The organism is Burkholderia sp. 22088 (genome assembly GCF_052045915.1).
In the GTDB taxonomy this organism is placed as follows: Bacteria; Pseudomonadota; Gammaproteobacteria; order Burkholderiales; family Burkholderiaceae; genus Burkholderia; species Burkholderia cepacia.
Genome location: NZ_JBQEPY010000013.1, coordinates 72,678 through 93,886 on the forward strand (window position 1 = coordinate 72,678; position 21,209 = coordinate 93,886).

The following is a 21,209-nucleotide window of genomic DNA, read 5'->3' on the forward strand; positions in this document are numbered from 1 at the left end:
ATGATGGCCGGTTCCGCCGCGCATCGCGTGCGGGAAACGGCCGCCGGCTTGCCACGATGCGTCATCGCTGACGCAAAAGAACAAGTGCCCGATTTTAAGCGCCCGTCGTGAACCATGCATCCGTCCGGGCATACAGGTCGATGAAGCGCGCGTGGCGTGCGGCCAGCGAGCGATCGTCGCGCGGCTCGGCAACCCGCGCCGCGGCCGGCGCCAGCGCGTGCAGCGCGTCTTCCCGCCAGTGCCCGATCGCGACACCCGCCAGCAGCGCGGCGCCGCGCGTCGCGGCGTTCGGGCAGTCGATCGCGTGAAGCGACGCACCCAGCGAGTCGGCAAGCAGCTGGCGCCAGCGCGGATCGACCGAGCCGCCGCCCGCGAGACGCAGCGTCGTCACCGGGTCGCCGCGGTCGGCATCGCGGATCGCATCGAGCCCGGCGCGCAACGCGAACGCGACGCCTTCGAACGCGGCGCGCATCATCGCGCCGCGCGTGTCGCCGAGCCCGAGGCCGAGCCAGCCGCCGCGCGCGTCGGGGTTCATCCACGGTGAACGTTCGCCCGTCAGGTAAGGCAGGAAGCACAGACGTTCCGACGCAGCCTGCGCGAACGCATCGTCGTACGCATCGGCCCACTGCGCGTAGCCGAGCCAGCCGCGCACGGCTTCGAGCGCGAGCCCGACGTTCTGCATCGCGGCCATCGTGTAATAACCGCCGCCGGCCGCCGCGCGATAGCGATGCAGCCCGCGTCGCACGGGCGGCAGCACATCCGCAAGCACGACGATCTGGCCGCCGCTGCCCGTCGTCAGCAGCGCATCGCCGGCGGCGGCGAGCCCGCTGCCGAGGGCCGCGCATGCGGTGTCGGCCGCGCCCGTCGCCAGCGGCACGCCGGCCGGCAGGCCGAGTGCCGCCGCAGCCGGTGCGCCGAGCGTGCCGCAGCGCGCGGTCGACGGCTGCACCGATGCGAACCGGTCGGCCGGCAGGCCGAGTGCGTCGATCAATGCGAGATCCCATGCGCCGTCGGGCGTCGCGAGCGCGGTCGCGCACGCGTCGCTCGGATCGGCCGCGACTTCGCCGCCCAGCGCGATGCGCAACCAGTCCTTCGGCTGCACGGCCCAGCGCGCGGCGCGCAGCGCATCGGGTTCGTGAGCGGCCAGCCAGCGCAACAGCGGGCCGGCCATACCCGGCGCGACGGGGTTCGGGGCGACGGGCAATCCGGCGACGGGCAATCCGGCGACGGGCGATCCCGTGACGGGCCGGCCTGCCTCATCCGCTTCGCGCACCGCCCGCGTGTCGGGCCACAGCAGCGCGGGCCGCACCGGCTGCCCGGCCGCGTCGATCAGCACGACGCCGTGCATCTGCCCCGAGAACCCGATCGCCGCCACCTGCGCACGCTCGCCGGCCGGCAACCGCGCGGCCGCGCGCACCAGCGCCTGCCACCACGTGTCGGGCGCGATCTCGGCCCAGCCGGGCTGCGGTGACGACAGCGCATAAGGTTCGCTCGCGACCGCACGCTCGACGCCGTCGGCATCGAGCGTGACGAGTTTGACGGAGCCGGTGCCGAGGTCGATTCCGAGCAGGCGCATGACGTGAGGGCGAATTCGAATGAACGGATGTCGATGATAACGGGATCGCGATGCGCGCCCCGTCTTTTGCCGCCGCCGCGCCGGCCGAAATCGCCATGGCCTGCCGGATTTCACCCGGCTGCACGTTGGCGGTGAAAGCGGCCGCTCGCGGGTTAACCCGGCACGATTTTCCCCAGGCACTTTTTGCCGCTATGCGCCCCGCCCGATACACACCATAAAGCGGCCGATATTTGACATGGGGGCCAGCGCTATTTTGAAGGGCTATAAAACCGGGAACCCTCACTCCTGCGGCAGTTTCCCGATGATCGACACCCTGTTTCATGCCGAAATGGCATATCGAACCAGCAAAGAGCGGAATAGTACCCAGCGCTCTTGTTGCGTGGATTCATTCCGCATAACTTCGTATCACCCCGAAAACAAGATCATGGAGTGAGACAGATGCAATCGAACACGGTCCATCCGTGCGATGAGGTGCTGCCGACCGGCAAGCTGGTAACGCTTGGCCTGCAACACGTCCTCGTCATGTACGCCGGCGCTGTTGCCGTGCCGCTTATCGTTGGCGCCGCACTCAAGCTGCCGAAAGACCAGATCGCGTTCCTGATCAGCGCCGATCTGTTTTCGTGCGGCATCGCCACGCTGATCCAGACGCTGGGCCTGTGGATCTTCGGGATCCGCCTGCCCGTCATCATGGGCTGCACGTTCGCGGCAGTCGGCCCGATGATCGCGATCGGCACGAACCCCGGCCTCGGCATTCTCGACATCTTCGGCTCGACGATCGCGGCCGGCATCATCGGTATCGTGCTCGCGCCGATGATCGGCAAGCTGTTGCGGTTCTTCCCGCCGGTGGTGGTCGGCACCGTGATCGCGGTGATCGGGCTGTCGCTGATGGAAGTCGGCATCAACTGGGCGGCCGGCGGCGTCGGCAACCCCGAGTACGGCAGCCCCGTCTATCTCGGCCTGTCGCTGCTCGTGCTGACGCTGATCCTGCTGATCAACAAGTTCGGCCGCGGTTTCATCGCGAACATCTCGGTGCTGCTCGGCATCGTCGCCGGCTTCGCGATCGCGTTCGCGATCGGCCGCGTGAATACCGACGGCGTCGCGCACGCACCGTGGGTCGGCATCGTGATGCCGTTCCACTTCGGCATGCCGCACTTCGACCCGCTGTCGATCGTGACGATGGTCACGGTGATGTTCGTCACGTTCATCGAATCGACCGGCATGTTCCTCGCGGTCGGCGACATGGTCGATCGTCCGGTCAACCAGGAGCGCCTCGTGCGCGGCCTGCGCGTCGACGGCCTCGGCACGCTGATCGGCGGCATCTTCAACTCGTTCCCGCATACGTCGTTCTCGCAGAACGTCGGCCTGATCGGCGTGACGGGCGTGAAGAGCCGGTTCGTGTGTGCGACGGGCGGCGTGATTCTCGTGCTGCTCGGCCTGTTCCCGAAGATGGCGCAGGTGGTCGCATCGGTGCCGCCGTTCGTGCTCGGCGGTGCGGGCATCGTGATGTTCGGGATGGTGGCCGCGAACGGCATCAAGGTGCTGTCGAAGGTCGACTTCGTGAACAACTCGCACAACCTGTTCATCGTCGCCGTGAGCGTCGGCATGGGCCTCGTGCCGGTCGTGTCGCCGCACTTCTTCTCGAAGCTGCCGCCCGCGCTCGCCCCGATCCTGCACAGCGGCATCCTGCTGGCGTCGGCATCGGCCGTGATCCTGAACATCGTGTTCAACGGCGTGAAAGGCGAGAAGGATGCGCGCTGCGAGATCCGCCGCGCCGGACACGACTTCGACGGCCGCCCGGCCGACGTGCATCACTGATCACGACGCGCCGGACGACGGCGCGAAGCGGTAACGGAAAACGCCACGGCATGCCGTGGCGTTTTTGCTTGGCGGAGCCGGGCTACGCGGGGTTCCTCGCGCGCGAGGGGTGGCTGCCTGCGATGCGGTGCAGGCGGCCTGGTTGATCGGGTGATCGGTTGATCGCGCCTGGACGCGTATCTGCCGAGATCGGCATCGGCGGCATCCGATGCAGTCATCGTCACGCCAACCGTCGTGGTCTCGCACGACCCGGCCGCACAAAAGAAAACGCCACGGATTTTCATCCGTGGCGTTTTCGCTTTTGCATCTCGCCGGTTCGGCAGGCAGAAGCAGTTGCCCGCTCCTGCCCCGCCTTTCACTTACCCGTTCGTCGTCGACGACGACGCAGGCGCCGGAGCGGACGCCTTGTCGTAGTCGACCGGCGCATCCGGCGCGCGCGGCGTCTCGCCGGCCCGCTGGATCCACCCGCCGCCCAATGCGCGGTACAGCGTGACGAGGTTCGTCCAGCGCGCCAGACGTGCGTTGATCAGCGTCTGCTGTGCCGAGTACAGATCCGTCTGCGCGGTCAGCACCGACAGGTAGCTGTCGACGCCGTTCTTGTAACGCAGGTCCGACAGGTCGAAACGTCGCTGCTGCGCGTGTTCGTTGCGCTCGAGCGCCGCGATCTGCTGGTCGTACGTGCCGCGTGCGGCCAGGCCATCCGCCACTTCGCGGAATGCCGACTGGATCGCCTTCTCGTAGTTCGCGATCTCGATGCGTTTCTGCACGTTCGCGAGGTTCAGGTTCGCGATGTTCTGCCCGCCTTCGAAGATCGGCATCGTGATCTGCGGCGCGAATGACCACGCCGCCGTGCCGGCCTTGAACAGGCCGCCCAGCGTCGGGCTGCCGGTGCCGAACGCGCCCGTCAGCGAGATGCGCGGGAAGAACGCCGCGCGCGCCGCGCCGATGTTCGCATTCGCGGCCAGCAGCGTCTGCTCGGCCTGCATCACGTCCGGACGACGCGTCAGCAGATCCGACGGCAACCCGGCCGGCACGTCCGTCAGCAGGTTCTGCGCGTCGAGCGGCATGCCTGCCGGCAGGTCGTCCGGCAGCGGCTCGCCGATCAGTTGCACCAGCATGTTCAGTGCCTGAGCGCGCGCACGCGCCTGCTGCTGCTGGTTCGACAGCGCCTGCTCGACCACCGTCTGCGCCTGACGCAACTCGAGCTCGGAGCCCGTGCCGTTGTCGAACTGCAGCTTCGTCAGGTCGTACTGCGCCTGAGCGGACTTCAGCGTGTTCTCCGTGACCTTCAGCAGGTCGTCGGTCGACAGCAGCGTCAGGTACTGGTCCGCCACCTGCGACACCAGCGAGATCTCCGACGCCTGCCGTGCGTACGACGTCGACAGGTACTGCGCGAGCGCCTGGTCCTTCAGGCTCTGCACGCGGCCGAACAGGTCGAGCTCCCACGACGCGGACAAACCGACGTTGTAGGAACGCGAGATATACGGCGCCCCCGTCTGCGACAGACCTTGCGGCACGCGCTGGATGCTGCCCGTGCCTGTGCCGTCGAGCGTCGGGAACAGCTCCGCGCGCGTGATCTGGTACTGCGCGCGCGCCGCCTCGATGTTCAGCACCGACACGCGCAGGTCGCGGTTGTTTTTCAGCGCGATCTCGATCAGCCGCTGCAGGCGCGGATCGACGAAGAACTCGCGCCAGCCGATGGCGGTCGCCGCCTGGCCGTTCGCGCTGCGCGCGCCGGCCGCACCCGGCTGCGTCGCGTAGACGCCGCCGGCCGGGTACGCCTGTGCGACGGGCGCGTCGGGCCGCTTGTAATGCGGCGCCATCGTGCAGCCCGTGGCAAAGAGCGCGACCGCGATTGCAGTCAAAGCGTGTTTTTGCATCATCACTGTCCCTTGTTGCCTTCGTCGCCGTTGCCCGGCTTCTCTTCGTGGTGCGAGTGCTCCTGAGCCAGGCGCAGCGCCTCGTCGACGTCTTCCTTCTCGCCGCTGAAGATCGCACGGATCTTCACGAAGAACATCGGGATCATGAAGATCGCGAGGAACGTCGCCGTGATCATCCCGCCGATCACGCCCGTACCGATTGCGTGCTGGCTGGCCGAACCCGCGCCGTTGCTGATCGCGAGCGGCATCACACCGAGAATGAACGCGAGCGACGTCATCAGGATCGGACGCAGCCGCAGGCGCGCCGCTTCCAGCGCGGCCTCGATCGGCCCCATCTTCTCCGTCTGCTGCAGTTCGCGCGCGAACTCCACGATCAGGATCGCGTTCTTCGCGGACAAGCCCACGGTAGTCAGCAGGCCGACCTGGAAGAACACGTCGTTTTCCAGACCGCGCATCGTCGCCGCAAGCAGTGCACCGATCACGCCGAGCGGCACCACCATGATCACCGAGAACGGGATCGACCAGCTTTCATACAGTGCCGCCAGACACAGGAACACGACGAGGATCGAGATCGCGTACAGGATCGGCGCCTGCGAGCCGGACTGGATTTCCTGGAACGACAGGCCGGTCCACGAATAGCCGATACCGACCGGCAGCTTCTTCGCGAGCCCTTCCATCGCGGCCATCGCCTGACCGGTCGACTTGCCCGGTGCGGCCTGGCCCTGGATTTCCATCGCCGACACGCCGTTGTAGCGCTCGAGCTTCGGCGAACCGTACGTCCAGTGACCGGTCGCGAACGAGCTGAACGGCACCATCCCGCCCGACCCGTTGCGCACGTACCAGATGTTCAGGTCTTCCGGCGTCATCCGGAACGGTGCATCCGACTGCACGTACACCTTCTTGATCCGGCCGTCGGTATCCAGGAAGTTGTTCACGTACTTCGATGCCCATGCGATCGAGAACGTCTGGTCGATCGCATCCGCCGTCACGCCGAGCGCATTCGCCTTCTCGCGGTCGATGTCGACCTTGTACTGCGGCGTATCGTTCAGGCCGTTCGGGCGCACGCCCTGCAGCGTAGGATCCTTCGAGGCCATCCCGAGCAGCTGGTTACGCGCGGCCATCAGCGCATCGTGGCCGAGACCCGCGTTGTCGGTCAGTTCGAAGTCGAAGCCGGCAGCCGTACCGAGTTCAGGAATCGACGGCGGGTTGAACGGGATCACCACTGCGTCCTTGTAACCCGAGTAGCGCCCGAACATCCGGCCGATCAGCGCCTGCACCTTCTGGTTCGCATGCTGACGCTGCGAGTAGTCCTTCAGGCGAACGAACACGAGACCGGAGTTCTGGCCACGGCCCGCGAAGCTGAAGCCGTTGACCGTGAACGCCGATTCGACGATTTCCTTCTCGTCCTTCAGCAGGTAGTCGGAAATGTTCGCGAGCGTCTTCGCGGTCGTTTCCTGCGTCGAACCCGACGGCGTCTGCACGATCACGAACATCAGGCCCTGGTCTTCATCGGGCAGGAACGACTTCGGCAGGCGCACGAACAGCAGGCCAACCGCGACGATCACGACCAGATAGATGATGAGCCAGCGGCCCGAGCGCTTGATCACGTGGTGCACGCCGACGTGGTACTTGTCGCGGCTGTTGTTGAACGTGCGGTTGAACCAGCCGAAGAAGCCCTTCTTCTCTTCGTGATGCCCTTGCGGGATCGGCTTGAGGATCGTCGCGCACAGTGCCGGCGTCAGAATCAACGCGACGAGCACCGACAGCACCATCGCCGACACGATCGTCAGCGAGAACTGGCGATAAATTGCGCCGACCGAACCGCCCGAGAACGCCACCGGCACGAACACCGCCGACAGCACCAGCGCCACGCCGACGAGTGCGCCGGTGATCTGGCCCATCGCCTTGCGGGTCGCCTCCTTCGGTGACAGGCCCTCCTCCGCCATCACGCGCTCGACGTTCTCCACCACCACGATCGCATCGTCGACCAGCAGGCCGATCGCGAGCACGAGGCCGAACATCGACAGCGTGTTGATCGAGAAGCCCACCATCGACATGATCGCGAACGTGCCGAGCAGCACGACCGGCACCGCGATCGTCGGGATGATCGTTGCCCGCAGGTTCTGCAGGAACAGATACATCACGAGGAACACGAGCACGATACCTTCGAGCAGCGTCTTGACCACTTCCTCGATCGACAGCTTCACGAACGGCGTCGTGTCGTACGGGTACTTCACGACGAGGCCGTGCGGGAAGAACGGTGCCAGTTCGTCGATCTTCGCGCGCACGGCCTTCGCGGTTGCGAGCGCGTTCGCGTTGGTCGCGAGCTGGATACCGAGTGCCGCGGTCGGCTGACCGTTGTACTTCGTGTCGAAGTTGTAGTTTTCGCCGCCGAGGCCGATCTGCGCGACGTCCTTCAGGCGAACCTGCGAGCCGTCCTGGTTGACCTTCAGCAGGATGTTGCCGAACTGCTCGGGCGTCTGCAGCAGCGTCGATTCGGTGATCGTCGCCTGCAGCATGGTGCCCGGCTTCGCCGGCGTGCCGCCGATCTGGCCGCCCGCGATCTGCACGTTCTGCGCGGTGATCGCGGAGCTGACGTCGACCGGCGTGAGGCCGTAGTTCGTCAGGCGGTTCGGGTCGAGCCAGATCCGCATCGCGTACTGCGAGCCGAACAGCGTGACGGTACCGACGCCGTTCAACCGGCTGATCGGATCCTTCACGTGCGACGCCACGAAGTTCGCGAGGTCGTACTTGTTCATGCTGCCGTCTTCGGAGTTGAAGGCGAGCACCAGCAGGAAGCTGCTGCTCGACTTCGTCACCGAGAGGCCGAGCTGCTGCACGACCTGCGGCAGGATCGGCGTCGCGAGCGACAGCTTGTTCTGCACCTGGACCTGCGCGATGTCGGCGTTGGTACCCGGCGCGAAGGTCAGCGTGATCGTCGCGTTGCCCGAGTCGTCACTGGTCGACGACATGTACAGGAAGTTGTCGAGACCGCTCATCTGCTGCTCGATCACCTGCGTCACCGTGTCTTCCACCGTCTTCGCGGAAGCGCCCGGGTAGTTCGCGGTGATCTGGATCGATGGCGGTGCGATCGTCGGATACTGCGAGATCGGCAGCGTGAAGATCGCCGCAACCCCGGCCAGCATCAGGATGATGGCGATCACCCACGCGAAGATCGGGCGATCGATAAAAAACTTTGCCATGAAACAGGCTCCCTGTTATTGCGCGCTCGAAGCAGCGGCAGCACTCGCCGGCGCAGCGCCCGATGCGGCAGCACCGGAAGCGGCAGCGGCGCCGGAACCGGCGGCAGCCGGCGCGGCGGACGCGGCAGCCGCACCCGACGCGGCATCGGCCGCCGGTGCGAGCTGCGCGGGGACCGTCTTCACGGTCGCCCCCGGGCGCACCTTGTCGACGCCCTGCACGATCACGTGATCACCCGCTTGCAGACCACCTTCGACCACCCAGTTCGGGCCCTGCATGCCCGTCGTCTTCAGCGGACGCGGCTCGACCTTGTTGCTGGCGTTCACCACCATCGCGATCGCCTGACCCTTCTGGTCATGCGTGACGCCGATCTGCGGCACCAGGAACGCGTTCTCGTTCACGCCTTCCTCGATCCGTGCACGCACGAACATGCCCGGCAGCAGCACCTTGCCCGGGTTCGGGAAGACCGCGCGGATCGTCACCGAGCCGGTGGTCTGGTCGACCGTCACGTCCGAGAACTGCAGCTTGCCCGGCTCCGAATAGGTCTTGCCGTCTTCCAGGATCAGCGTCACCTTCGCCGCGCCCGGGCCGGACGTCTTCAGGCGGCCGCTCTGCACGTCCTGGCGCAGCTTCAGCCCTTCGAGGCTCGATTGCGTGAGGTCCACATACACCGGGTCGAGCTGCTGCACCGTCGACATCAGCGTCGCCTGGCTCGCCTGCACGTACGCGCCCGGCGTCACCTGCGAGATGCCGACGCGGCCGGTGATCGGCGACACGACATCGGTATAGCCGAGGTTGATCTGCGCGGTATCGACCGCCGCCTTGCCAGCCGCGACGTCCGCCGCGGCCTGGCCTTGCGTGGCCACCGCGTTGTCGTAGTCCTGCTTGCTGACCGCGTTCGCGGCCACCAGCACCTTGTAGCGTGCGACCAGCGCGTTCTGCGTGACGAGGTTCGCCTGCGCCTTCGCGAGCGTTGCCTTCGCGCTGTTCAGCGCGGCGATGTAAGGCGCCGGGTCGATCTTGTAGAGGCGCTGACCGGCCTTGACGTCGGTGCCTTCGGTGAATTCACGGCGCAGCACGATGCCGTCGACCCGCGCGCGGACCTGCGCGACGAGGAACGCGCTGGTGCGACCCGGCAGGTCGGTGAAGACCGGTACGGCTTGCGGCTGGACGGTGACGACGCCGACTTCCGGCGTTTGCGGCGGCGGTGCCGATTCTTTTTTCCCGCACGCGGCCAGGAAAACGGCGGCCGTCGCGACAGTGATTAAGCGGTATGGAACCCGTTCGACGCGCATGGAGCGACCTCTGTGTATAACCAATGGAATAAGTGCCGCACCCGACCGGAGCGAGCGCAACACGGATGCGCCTCACGGCGCAGATCGAACACCTGAATTACTGGACTGCTAGATACAGCAAGCGGCACGAAACCTCCGTGCCGACAGGATGCCCCGCAACTGCGGACTGGTACTTTGGCGGGAATCAGCAGAGTGGGATATTAACTGATTGCCACTTGGGTCATTCGATCGTAGGGTGGTATTGTATATACATTCATGAATGTATGTAAAAAGCCCGTTTGTGCGCGACCGGCTGTCCAGTCTTACAGATTGTTACCAGCCGCGAGCATAGCCAGTCTATACGACCGCGCCGGGGGTTGCAGACCCTATATTCACCTACGATCGATCCAATCAGGCCTGCACATGGTCAGACGTACCAAGGAGGAGGCGCTCGAGACGCGCAATCGCATTCTCGACGCCGCCGAGCACGTGTTCTTCGAGAAAGGCGTGTCGCACACGTCGCTCGCGGACATCGCGCAACATGCCGGCGTGACGCGCGGCGCAATCTACTGGCATTTCGCGAACAAGAGCGAACTGTTCGACGCAATGTTCGACCGCGTATTTCTGCCGATCGACGAGTTGAAGCGGATGCCGCTCGACGCGCCGGGCGGCAATCCGCTCGACAAGATCCGCCAGATCCTGATCTGGTGCCTGCTCGGCGTGCAGCGCGACGCGCAGTTGCGCCGCGTGTTCAGCATCCTGTTCATGAAGTGCGAATACGTCGCGGACCTGGAGCCGCTGCTGCAGCGCAACCGCGCGGGGATGAGCGAGGCACTGCACGCGATCGACGCCGATCTCGCGGGGGCCGTGCGGCTCAAGCTGCTGCCCGAGCGGCTCGATACGTGGCGCGCGACGTTGATGCTGCACACGCTCGTCAGCGGTTTCGTGCGCGACATGCTGATGCTGCCCGACGAGATCGACGCCGAGCAGCATGCGGAAAAGCTCGTCGACGGCTGTTTCGACATGCTGCGCTACAGCCCGGCGATGCTGAAGGACGGCGAATGACCGCGCGACGCGCGTTCGCCCGCGGTTCGGATCTTCGTTTCATCGCGCGGGCCGCCAATCTCGCCGACGGCCTGCCCGCCGCCCCTTCTCCCCGCCCGGTTCAAGCCGCCTTCGCGCGTTGCGCGCGGGCCCGCCGGTTCGACGCGGCGACCGAATCGCGCTTCGGCATCGGCGTACCTGCCAGCCCCGCGATCCACGCATCGGTGGACATCACGGCCGCGAAATTCGACTGGAACACCACCGCGTACGCGCGGTGAATCTCCTCGGCGCTCGCCGCGCCTGCTTCGTTCTCGTAAGGCAGCGTGCCCGTCGCGTCGTTCAGGTATTCGACATTCAGCCCCGCATGCGCCGCGTGATAGACCGTCGACGCATTGCAGTTGTGCGTCATGTAGCCGGCCACCGCGAGCGTGTCGATCCCGTGCGCATCGAGCCACGCCGCAAGGTCGGTCCCGGCAAACGAGCTTGCGCGCGTCTTCTCGATCAGGTGTGCGTACGGCCGGCCGGCGACGACCGCGTGCAGCGCGACGCCGTCGGTGCCGGGCGCGAAGATCGGCGCGCCGGCCGGCGCGACGTGCTGGACGACGATCACGGGCACGCCGGCCGCATGCGCGGCATCGATCGCGCGGCCGATGTTCGCGAGCGACACGTCGAGCGGCGGATATTCGATCGGCAGGTTGCCCGTCACGTACTCGTTCTGGACGTCGATCACGATCAGCGCGCGGCGGGTAGCGGAATGGGAAACGGAATGCGGGACGGCGTTCGACATGGCGGGCTCCTGGTTCAGGGGCGCAGCCCCGCCCCGGAACGGGGTGGTCAGCGGCGCGATGCGATGCATTGTCGGGGCGCGACGCTCACGTGGACAGTGGCCCGATAGCCATTCTTCGATAGAATCGGGCCATCACCAATCCGGAGCCCGCCATGACCGCCGCCTCGTCCACCCGGCCCGCCCCGACCGCTCCGACCGTCGTTGCCGTGATCGCGTACGACGGCATCAGCCCGTTCCACCTGTCGGTGCCGTCCGTCGTGTTCGGCAAGGAACGCGACGCGGCCGCGTCGCCCGCGTTCGAGTTCCGCGTCTGCTCGGCCGAGCGCGGCCCCCTGTCGACGACGGGCGGTTTCACGATCACCGCGCCCTACGGCCTCGACGGGCTCGACGACGCGGACATCGTCATCGTGCCGGCGTGGCGCGACCCGGACGAAGCGCCGCCCGACGTGCTGCTCGACGCCGTCCGTGCGGTCGCCGCGCGCGGCGCGCAACTCGTCGGGCTGTGCCTCGGCGCGTACGTGCTCGCCGCGGCCGGCTTGCTCGACGGCCGCCCGGCCACCACGCACTGGGCATGGGCCGACGACTTCGCACAACGCTTCCCGCGCGTGAAGCTCGATCCGGACGTGCTGTACGTGGACGACGGCAACCTGATGACGTCGGCCGGCACGGCCGCGGGGCTCGACTGCTGCCTGCACGTCGTGCGGCGGCGCTTCGGCTCGGACGCCGCGAACCAGATCGCGCGCCGCCTCGTGATCCCGCCGCACCGTCAGGGCGGGCAGGCGCAATACGTGCCGCAGCCGGTCGCCGCGCACCCGCGCGATGCGCGGCTCGCGGGCCTGCTCGACTGGGTGCGCGCGCACCTCGACGCCGCGCACAGCGTCGATTCGCTCGCCGACCGCGTGCTGATGAGCCGGCGCACGTTCACGCGCCACTTCCGCCAGGCGACCGGCACGACCGTCACCGCGTGGCTGCAGGCCGAGCGGCTGGCGCGCGCGCAGCATCTGCTGGAAACCACCGGGCAGTCGATCGATGCGATCGCGCAGGCAGCCGGCTACGGGTCGAGCGTGTCGCTGCGCCAGCATTTCGCGGGCGCGCTCGGCACGTCGCCGTCGGCGTATCGAAGGGAATTTCGCGGCGCCGGAGCCGGCGCCGATGCCGCCCGGTAGGCGCGCGGCGGGCGAGCCTTGCAGCGGAAACGGCCGGCCGCTCAGCCGCCGTTGATCCAGCGCGCCGCGTAGAGCAGCAGCGCGACGAAGACGATCATCGCGGCCCACGCCCACACGGGCACCGTGCCGGAGCCGCGATGCGGGAGCGCGCTGGCGGCACGCCCGGTCAGCGCGCCGCCGAGGTGCTGTGGCAGCGCCCGCTTCGTCGCGGCCACCAGCGACGCCGGCCGCAGGAACACGTGCTGGCGCCGCGGCGCGGCCGAGCGCGCGCGATTCGGTGCGAGACCGTGCTTCGCCTGCACGACCGCGCAGAATTCACGGAAGAAATCGTCGGTCCATTCGCGCAGCGTATTTTCGATCTGCCGCCCCGGCAGCTCGGTGAGCGGGCCGCTCGCCGTCGCCCAGACCACGTACTCGATACGCGTGGCGTTCGCGTCGTCATCCGGCATCAGCACGAGTTCGACCTGGCCGCGCAGCGCGCCGAGCCCGTCGGCCCGCGCCTTGAAATTGAGCACGCGGCGCGGCTGACCTTCCGCATCGCCCTGCTCGGCGGCCGCATGCGCACGCACGTCGTAGCGGGCGCGCAGCGGGCCGAGCGGCACCGTGATCGTCAGCGCGAACTCGCCGTCCGCAAGCTTCACGAACGATTCGCAATGATCGAAGCTCGCGCGCAGCAGCGCGAGATCCTCGAATGCCGCCCGCACGACGGGCGGCGCGAGCGGTATGCGCAATGTGTCGTTCAGTTCCATGACGCCTCCCCGATGAACGCGCGCCGCATCAGGATGTCTCGACGAGACTGTCGATCCGTGCGGCGTCGAAGGCGACGTAGAGCGCGAGCGCCGACGCCGCCCCCTTCGGTTCCTCGTAACTCCATGCGGCGTTCTCGATCACGCCGTCTTCCGTCTGCAAGTCGAAGTGCACGGCCTCGCCCCTGAACGGGCAGACCGACGTGACACCGGATTTCACGAGCCGGCGCATGTTGACGTCGCGGCGCGGCAGGTAGTGGGTGTCCGGCAGACCCGTTTCGCGCACGGTCAGCGCGCCGTGCGAATCGGCGTACGTGATGCCGCGATGGATCACGCGCACGCGATGACGGTTCGGCACGATTTCGAGACGAGGGTCGGCTGCGTCGGACATCGTTTCTCCTTGGGACGACCCGGGCAGGCCGGGCTCAGGAAACGAAAAAGCCACGGCACGGGTGCCGTGGCTTTCATTATGGGCGAAACCGCAGCCGAATGCGCGACCCGGGCCGGCGCCGCGCGCGGCAGGCTACTGCGCGCTCCACTGGAACGCCGTCTTCGCGCCGCCCTTCGCGCCGACCGTGACGGCGCGGGATTCCTCGTTGCCCTGGTACGACGCATGCACCGTATAGCGGCCCGGCGGCACCTTCACGAGCATGTACGGCCCGCGCGCGTCGGTCTTCAGCACCTCGTCGCCCTTGCCGTCGACGATCCGCACATGAACGTCGGCCAGGAACTCGCCGCCCTTGCCGGTGAAGCGCAGCGCCAGCGGCCATTTCGGCTCGTTGCGCTGGAACGCCGTCGATTCGTCCTGCCCGACGCCGCCGGACACGAAGGTGACGTCGCCCTGCTGGCCCGCGGCGGGCAAGCCGTCCGACTGCGCGTACGCGCCGGTCGCTCCGGCCGCGAGGCCGGCGGCCAGCGCCGCGGCGACGGCAAATCGGGACACGTTGCGTAGATATTGCATGGCTCTCTCCTTGGGGTCGGAACACATACAGGGCGCTGCGTCACGCATTCGAGCGGCGGCGGCGCCCGCCGCGGCCGGCCTGGCCGGCCGTCGGCCGTGGCCGGTCAGCTCAGGTCGACCGGCACGAAGATCTGGGCATTATCGCGCTGGATCAGGAGAGCAAGACTGTTGCCCGCGCCCTTGACCGCGTCGCGCAACTGCTCGGCGCTCGTGACCGGGCGGCCGTTGACCGCGAGGATCACGTCGCCGGGCTGGATGCCCGCGTTGGCGGCCGGCCCGCCGGCCTGCTGCACGATCAGGCCGTGCGACAGGTTGTCGGCGCTGCGCTCCTGCGGCGACAGCGGACGCACCGCGACGCCCAGGCGCCCCTGCTCGACGGGCCCGCCGTCGTTCGACGCGAGCTTCGCATCGGCCATCGCGCCGAGCGTCACGCTGATCGACTTCTTCGACTTGTCGCGCCAGATCTGCAGGTCGGCCTTCGAACCCGGCTTCAGGTTCGCGATCTGCGCGGGCAGCGACGTCGAATCGGCAACCGGCGAGCCGTTGACCGACAGGATCACGTCACCCGGCTGCAGGCCGGCCTTCGCGGCCGGGCCGTTCGGATCGACCGAGCTGACGAGCGCGCCGTCCGGCTTCTGCAGTCCGAACGAGCTCGCGAGCGTCTGGTTCAGCCCCTGCACGGCGACGCCGAGGCGGCCGCGGCTCACGTGGCCCGTCTTCACGAGTTCGTCCTTCACCTTGATCGCCTCGTTGATCGGGATCGCGAACGACAGGCCCTGGAAGCCGCCCGTCTGCGAATAGATCATCGAGTTGATGCCGATCACCTCGCCCTGCAGGTTGAACAGCGGGCCGCCCGAGTTGCCGGGGTTCACCGGCACGTCGGTCTGGATGAACGGCGTGTAGTTCTCGTCCGGCAGCGCGCGCGACTTCGCGCTGATGATGCCCGACGTGACCGTGTTGTCGAAGCCGTACGGCGAGCCGATCGCGACGACCCACTGGCCGACCTTGCTCTGCGCCGGGTCGCCGATCTTCACGGTCGGCAGGCCGCTCGCATCGATCTTCAGCACCGCGACGTCCGACTGCTTGTCCGAGCCGACGACCTTCGCCTTGTATTCGCGCTTGTCGGTCAGCTTGACCGTGACGACGTTCGCGCCGTCGATCACGTGCGCATTGGTGAGGATGTACCCGTCGGAGCTGATGACGAACCCGGAACCGAGGCTCGCGCTCGGCTGGTCGTCCGGTTGCGCGTCGCCGCCCATGCCCGGCACCTGGCCGTAGAAGTGCTTGAAGAACTGGTAGAACGGATCGCTCGGATCGATCGGCAGTTGCGGCTGCGGCACGCGCCGCGACACCTGCTTCACGACGTGCTTCGCGCTGATGTTCACCACCGCCGGGCCGTAAGTCTCGACGAGCCCGGAGAAATCGGGAATGCCGGTCTTGGCGGCCGCTTCGGCCGGCATCAGCGCGGCAGCCTGCGCGGGCGTGATGATTTGCGGATCGGCGCGGCGGGTGCCGGCAACATAACCGGCGGACAGGGCGGCCGCCACGGCGACCGCGACGGCGCCGCGCGCAAGGAATCGGGTGTTCATCGTAGGACCTCCTCTTTGTTAGGACGCAGCGTAACGACCCTGACTTAAAGGAGGCTTAATCAGCCTTAAGCGGGGCTTAAGCGGCCGCCGGGCCCGCCCGGCGGCACGCGTCACGCGGATTCGGAAGGCTGCGGCGCCTCGGCCGGCATCTCGGCGTCGCGGAACACGACGCTGACGAGCAGGCCGCCCGCGGCCGCGTCGCCGAGCGACACCGTCGCCCCCTGCTGCGCCGCCACGCGCTTGACGATCGCGAGCCCGAGCCCGCTGCCCGACACATCGGTGCGCGCCCGCGCGGAGCTGTCGCGGTAGAAACGGTCGAACACGCGCTCGCGCTCGTCGGCCGGGATGCCGGGCCCGCTGTCGCCGATCTGCACGCACGCGCGGCCGGCCGCGTCGCGGGTGAGCGACACGTCGATGCGGCCGCCGTCCGGCGTGTATTTCACCGCGTTGTCGAGCAGGTTGCCGAACATCACGCGCAGCGCGCCGACGTCCGCGACGACGCTCGCCGCGTGCGTCTCCTCGAAGCCGAGATCGATGTCGCGCCGCTGCGCGAGCGGCGCAAGCGCAGCCACGCATTCGGCGAGCAGTGCCTGCAGGTCGACGGGTTCGCGCATCGTCGCGCCGTCGGGTTCGGCGCGTGCCAGCGCGAGCAGTTGCTCCGTGAGACGCGTCGCGCGCGACACGCCATCCTGGAGATCCGCGACCGCCTCGCGGCGCGATGCGTCGTCCTTCGCGCGGGCGACGAGTTGCGCCTGGATCTGCACGGCCGCGAGCGGCGTGCGCAGTTCGTGCGCGGCGTCGGCCACGAACGCCTTCTGCGTGTCGAGCGCGGCCGACAGCCGCGCGAGCAGCCCGTTCAGCGCCCGCACGAGCGGCTGCACCTCGAGCGGCAGGCGCGCATCGGGCAGCGGATCGAGCGCTTCCGGCCGGCGCGCCTCGACGGCGCGCGTCACACGGCCGAGCGGCGCGAGCCCGCGTCCGACGATCACCCACACGGCCGCGCCGAGGAACGGCAGCAGCACGATCAGCGGCCACAGCGTGCGCAGCGCGACGTTCGCCGCGAGCCGGTTGCGCACCGACAGCGGCTGCGCGAGCTGCACGACGTTGTCGCCGACGATCGCCCCGTACACGCGCCATTCGCCGCGATCGGTGCGCTCGGTCGAGAAACCGAGTTCCGCGCGCGGCGCGATCGGCGCACGCGGATGCGAGAAGTACATCAGCACGCCGTTGCGGTTCCAGATCTGGATCACGATGCCTTCGTCGCCGTTGGTACGCGAGCCGAATACCTGCGAGAACGGTTCCGACGGCAGCGCCGCGGCGATTTCCTGCAACTGGTAGTCGAACAGTTCGTTCGCCTCGGCGAGCGCCTGCCGGTAGATCAGCCAGCCCGCGATGCCCACGCCCGCGACGACGATCGCGAGCAGCCAGATCAGCAATTGATGACGAATCGACCTCACGCGTCAGCTTTCCTTGACGACCATGTAGCCAAGCCCGCGCACGTTGCGGATCAGGTCGGAGCCGAGCTTCTTGCGCAGCGCGTGGATGTAGACCTCGACCGTGTTGCTGCCGATCTCCTCGCCCCAGCCGTACATCTTCTCCTCGAGCTGGCTCTTCGACAGCACCGCGCCGGGCCGCGCGAGCAGCGCCTCGAGCAGCGCGAACTCGCGCGCGGACAGCGCGACGGGCGCGCCGTCGAGCGTCACCTGGTGCGAGGCGGGATCGAGCGTCAGCGCGCCGTGGCGGATCAGCGATTCGCTGCGCCCCGCCTGGCGGCGGATCAGCGCGCGCATTCGCGCGCCGAGCTCGTCGAGGTCGAACGGCTTGACGAGGTAGTCGTCGGCGCCCGCGTCGAGGCCCTTCACGCGATCGGCCACCGCGTCGCGCGCGGTGACGATCAGCACCGGCAGCGCCAGCCCGCGCGCGCGCAGCGTGCGCAGCACGTCGATGCCGTCGCGCTTCGGCAGCCCGAGATCGAGCAGCAGCAGGTCGTACGTCTCGCCGCCGAGCGCCGTCAGTGCGGCGTCGCCGTCCTGCACCCAGTCGACTGCAAAGCCGTCCGAGCGCAGCGCCTTGCGCACGCCTTCGGCAATCATTCGATCATCTTCGACAAGCAGAATCCGCATCGGGACAGGCATCCATGGGGCGAGTCAAACACGCCGACCATTGTAGCGCCGCGAACCCGGCGCGCGGCACCGTGCAATGCAACAGAAAGGCGGATTGCAAGGGGGCTGTCCGGACTTGTCTCTACAATGTGCGCTTTGGCGCCGCGCGCGCCCTGCCCGAACGTCGTGCTTTCCCCGTATTCGCTCATGCCGATTTCCGATCTTTCCAACCGGTTCGCCCCCCGCGCCCGCGTCTGCCTGCGGGCGGCCGCCATCGTCGCCACCTGCACGGCCCTCGCCTTCGCGCCTGCCGCGCAGGCCCGCAAGAAATCCCACAAGGAAGCGCGCAAGACCACGGTCGTGTCGCCGGCCGCGCGCGCGGCCGGCCTGCCGGCATCCGTGCTCGTCGCGCTGCAGCGCGCGAAGGTGCCGGCGTCGGCGATGAGCGTCGTCGTCGAGCGCGTCGGCGATCCGGAACCGCTGATCGCGTGGAACGCGAGCCGGCCGATGCTGCCCGCCTCGACGATGAAGCTCGTGACGACCTTCTCGGGCCTGTCGATCCTCGGCCCCGACTACCGCTGGCGCACGACTGCGTACACGGACGGCACGGTCGACCCCGACGGCACGCTGCAGGGCAACCTGTACATCAAGGGCACCGGCGATCCGAAGCTCGTACCCGAAGAGCTGATCGACCTCGTCGACAAGCTCCGCAAGGCCGGCGTCAAGCGCGTGGCCGGCGGCCTCGTGCTCGACAAGAGCTACTTCGCGGCGTCGACGCGCGATCTCCCTTCGTTCGACGACGATGCGAGCGCGCCGTACAACGTCGGCCCCGATCCGCTGCTGTACGCGTTCAAGGCCGTGTCGTTCACCGTCACGCCGGGCGACGACGGCAAGGTGGCCGTCGACGTGCTGCCGCCGCTCGCGGACCTGTCGATCGACAACCAGCTGGTCGAAGGCTCGGGCTCGTGCAGCGCGGCCGCCGCGGCCGCGCGGCCGACGCTGACGGCCGGCAGCGGGATCATGACCGCTTCGTTCGCCGGCGACTATCCGCTGCGTTGCGGCGCGCACACGACCAACCTCGCGATCCTCGACCACACGACGTTCTTCGCCCGCGGCTTCCTCGCGCTGTGGCAGCAGGACGGCGGCACGATCGCGGGGCCCGTGAGCGAAGGCAAGGTGCCGACCACCGCGCGGCCGCTCGCCGTGCATCACAGCCCGGTGCTCGGCAGCATCGTCTACGACATCAACAAGTTCAGCAACAACGTGATGGCGCGCAACCTGTTCCTGACGATCGGCGCGGTCGGCGGCAGGCCGCCCGCGACGCCCGAGCAGTCGAGCCGCGTGATCCAGGCGTTCCTGCAGAAGAACGGCATCGCGATGCCCGACCTCGTGCTCGAAAACGGCTCGGGCCTGTCGCGCGAAGAGCATGTGAGCGCGCTGTCGCTTGCCGCGCTGCTGCAGGCCGCGAACGCGAGCCCCGTCGCGCAGGCCTTCATCGATTCGCTGCCGATCGCGGGCATCGACGGCACGATGAAGAACCGCCTCACCAACGCCGGCGTGCTCGGCAACGCGCACATCAAGACCGGCACGCTGCGCGACGTGCGCGCGATCGCCGGCTACGTTGCCGGCGCCGACGGCCAGAGCTACATCGTCGTCAGTTTCATCAACAACGATCACGCGGAAGCCGCGCGCGCCGCGCACGACACGCTGCTCGAATGGATCTACGCCGGCGCGCAATGACGATCCGCGCGCCGCGGCTTGGCGCGGCGCCGCCGGCAGCCGGCCCGCGCCGGCTTGCACCGGCCACGGGGCCGCACCGCGCAGCGGGTCGCCCCGACGGGCAATCGGGGCGCCCCGCAAGCGCCCCCGCGCACGGAATCCCGCCCTCCCCGGTTTGAAACGGCAGCCGCCGCCCGCGCGCGACACACCGCGCGCCGATCGCCCCCACAAAACAGGGCCACACCGCCCGGCCCCGTGCCGCGCGGCTTCCGTAGAAACCCTGTCCTCAGAGGGAACCCTCTACGCTGCCCCCTCGCCTAGCGCGTGGCGATTGCGTAGGCTGTTGGCCTGACCGATATCTACAACGGGCCATACGCCCGGCCTCAAGGCTTGCAGGGGAAAGAAGGAGACACGCCCATGCGATTCGACGTCGAATTGCTTCTGCTCGCGCTGGCGCCCGTCTTCCTGCTCTGCATCGCGTGGGAGGCCTGGCACCTCGCCCGCACTCGTGCGCAGGACTCTGTCTATGCGTGGCGCGACACGCTGTGCAACGCGGCGCTCGCGCTGATGCACCAGGGCGCCGACAAGATCGCGTGGCTGTTCGTGATCCCCGTCTACGCGTATTGCTACCGGCACTACCGCGTGTTCACGTGGCACGACGGCTGGCTGTCGTTCGCGGTGCTGTTCGTCGCGCAGGATTTCCTCTACTACGTGTTCCACCGCGCGAGCCATCGCGTGCGCTGGCTGTGGGCCGCGCACGTCGTGCATCACTCGTCCGAGCGGATGAATTTCTCGACCGCGTTCCGCCAGAGCCTGATGTATCCCGTCGCGGGCATGTGGGTGTTCTGGCTGCCGCTCGCGTTCGCCGGCTTTCCGCCGCAGCAGGTCGTTGGCATCGTGCTGATCAACCTCGCGTTCCAGTTCTTCGTGCACACGCAGGCGATCGGCAAGCTCGGCTGGCTCGAATACGTGCTGAACACGCCGTCGATCCACCGTGCGCACCATGCGCGCAATCCGCGCTACATCGACCGCAATTACGCAGGTGTCCTTGTGATCTGGGATCGCCTGTTCGGGAGTTATGTCGAGGAAACACCCGACGATCCGCCGCGGTACGGGATCGTCGAGCGGCTCGGCTCGAACAACCCGCTCGTCGCGACGTTCCACGAGTGGATATCGATGGCCGGCGACGCATTGCGCGTCGACGGATGGCGCAACAAGCTGCGCGCGATTTTCGGCCCGCCCGAATGGGCGAGCGCTTATCATGCGCAGATTGCCGAGGCCGCGAACCCCGATCCGCGCACCGTGCCGCTTGCGGCTGCGCGCGACCAATAAACCGTTTCAGCCAACGG

Annotated in this window: 16 protein-coding genes; 5 read left to right on the plus strand and 11 right to left on the minus strand. The window is 68.0% G+C overall.

Annotation, left to right across the window (positions count from 1 at the left end):
- Positions 1-94: 94 nt before the first annotated feature.
- Positions 95-1,576 (minus strand): xylulokinase, encoded by a 1,482-nt coding sequence (locus tag ACTJLD_RS24360; protein WP_440659800.1) that lies wholly within the window; start codon positions 1,574-1,576, stop codon positions 95-97.
- Between the two features lie 438 nt (positions 1,577-2,014).
- Between ACTJLD_RS24360 and ACTJLD_RS24365 the strand changes: the two genes are divergently transcribed.
- Positions 2,015-3,391 (plus strand): nucleobase:cation symporter-2 family protein, encoded by a 1,377-nt coding sequence (locus ACTJLD_RS24365; RefSeq protein ID WP_021159518.1) that lies wholly within the window; start codon positions 2,015-2,017, stop codon positions 3,389-3,391.
- Positions 3,392-3,750: 359 nt separating this feature from the next.
- Here ACTJLD_RS24365 and ACTJLD_RS24370 read toward each other — a convergent pair whose 3' ends face one another.
- Genes ACTJLD_RS24370 through ACTJLD_RS24380 form a run of 3 tightly spaced genes read right to left on the minus strand, consistent with a single transcriptional unit; the run spans position 3,751 to position 9,767 of the window.
- Entirely contained in the window at positions 3,751-5,274 is a 1,524-nt protein-coding gene (locus tag ACTJLD_RS24370) for an efflux transporter outer membrane subunit (RefSeq protein ID WP_440659802.1), read from the minus strand.
- Positions 5,274-8,474, minus strand: coding sequence for an efflux RND transporter permease BpeB (bpeB, locus tag ACTJLD_RS24375; protein WP_027789241.1), 3,201 nt, complete (start codon positions 8,472-8,474; stop codon positions 5,274-5,276). Before bpeB ends, ACTJLD_RS24370 begins: the two co-directional genes overlap by 1 nt.
- Positions 8,475-8,489: 15 nt before the next feature.
- A complete protein-coding gene (locus ACTJLD_RS24380; protein WP_440659803.1) occupies positions 8,490-9,767 on the minus strand; it encodes an efflux RND transporter periplasmic adaptor subunit in 1,278 nt (425 codons plus the stop codon).
- A 402-nt stretch (positions 9,768-10,169) separates the two neighbouring features.
- Here ACTJLD_RS24380 and ACTJLD_RS24385 point away from each other — a divergent pair, with 402 nt between their 5' ends.
- Positions 10,170-10,811, plus strand: a complete 642-nt coding sequence (locus ACTJLD_RS24385; protein ID WP_027789239.1) for a TetR family transcriptional regulator — start codon at positions 10,170-10,172, stop codon at positions 10,809-10,811.
- A gap of 100 nt (positions 10,812-10,911) precedes the next feature.
- Here ACTJLD_RS24385 and ACTJLD_RS24390 read toward each other — a convergent pair whose 3' ends face one another.
- A complete protein-coding gene (locus tag ACTJLD_RS24390) occupies positions 10,912-11,577 on the minus strand; it encodes a cysteine hydrolase family protein (RefSeq protein ID WP_060357073.1) in 666 nt (221 codons plus the stop codon).
- A 152-nt stretch (positions 11,578-11,729) separates the two neighbouring features.
- Between ACTJLD_RS24390 and ACTJLD_RS24395 the strand changes: the two genes are divergently transcribed.
- Positions 11,730-12,743, plus strand: coding sequence for a helix-turn-helix domain-containing protein (locus tag ACTJLD_RS24395; protein WP_060313414.1), 1,014 nt, complete (start codon positions 11,730-11,732; stop codon positions 12,741-12,743).
- A gap of 41 nt (positions 12,744-12,784) precedes the next feature.
- On the opposite strand, the gene ACTJLD_RS24400 is transcribed toward ACTJLD_RS24395, so the two are convergent.
- The 6 genes from ACTJLD_RS24400 to ACTJLD_RS24425 all read right to left on the minus strand — a co-directional run bounded on the left by ACTJLD_RS24400 (position 12,785) and on the right by ACTJLD_RS24425 (position 18,162).
- The gene (locus ACTJLD_RS24400) at positions 12,785-13,492 is read right to left on the minus strand and encodes a CoxG family protein (protein WP_136472386.1); all 708 of its coding nucleotides are present in this window, start codon (positions 13,490-13,492) and stop codon (positions 12,785-12,787) included.
- Between the two features lie 28 nt (positions 13,493-13,520).
- A complete protein-coding gene (locus ACTJLD_RS24405) occupies positions 13,521-13,880 on the minus strand; it encodes a DUF427 domain-containing protein (protein WP_027789235.1) in 360 nt (119 codons plus the stop codon).
- 132 nt (positions 13,881-14,012) lie between these two features.
- Positions 14,013-14,450, minus strand: coding sequence for a carboxypeptidase-like regulatory domain-containing protein (locus tag ACTJLD_RS24410; RefSeq protein ID WP_027789234.1), 438 nt, complete (start codon positions 14,448-14,450; stop codon positions 14,013-14,015).
- A 104-nt stretch (positions 14,451-14,554) separates the two neighbouring features.
- Entirely contained in the window at positions 14,555-16,039 is a 1,485-nt protein-coding gene (locus ACTJLD_RS24415) for a DegQ family serine endoprotease (RefSeq protein WP_059699986.1), read from the minus strand.
- Between the two features lie 110 nt (positions 16,040-16,149).
- Positions 16,150-17,496 (minus strand): ATP-binding protein, encoded by a 1,347-nt coding sequence (locus tag ACTJLD_RS24420; RefSeq protein ID WP_059523396.1) that lies wholly within the window; start codon positions 17,494-17,496, stop codon positions 16,150-16,152.
- Between the two features lie 3 nt (positions 17,497-17,499).
- Positions 17,500-18,162: a response regulator gene (locus tag ACTJLD_RS24425; RefSeq protein ID WP_021164091.1), complete on the minus strand. Its 663-nt coding sequence runs from the start codon at positions 18,160-18,162 to the stop codon at positions 17,500-17,502.
- A gap of 186 nt (positions 18,163-18,348) precedes the next feature.
- On the opposite strand from ACTJLD_RS24425, the gene dacB reads away from it, so the two are divergent.
- Positions 18,349-19,881 (plus strand): D-alanyl-D-alanine carboxypeptidase/D-alanyl-D-alanine endopeptidase, encoded by a 1,533-nt coding sequence (gene dacB, locus ACTJLD_RS24430; RefSeq protein ID WP_060083071.1) that lies wholly within the window; start codon positions 18,349-18,351, stop codon positions 19,879-19,881.
- Between the two features lie 396 nt (positions 19,882-20,277).
- Positions 20,278-21,192 (plus strand): sterol desaturase family protein, encoded by a 915-nt coding sequence (locus ACTJLD_RS24435; RefSeq protein WP_134255661.1) that lies wholly within the window; start codon positions 20,278-20,280, stop codon positions 21,190-21,192.
- Positions 21,193-21,209: the final 17 nt, after the last annotated feature.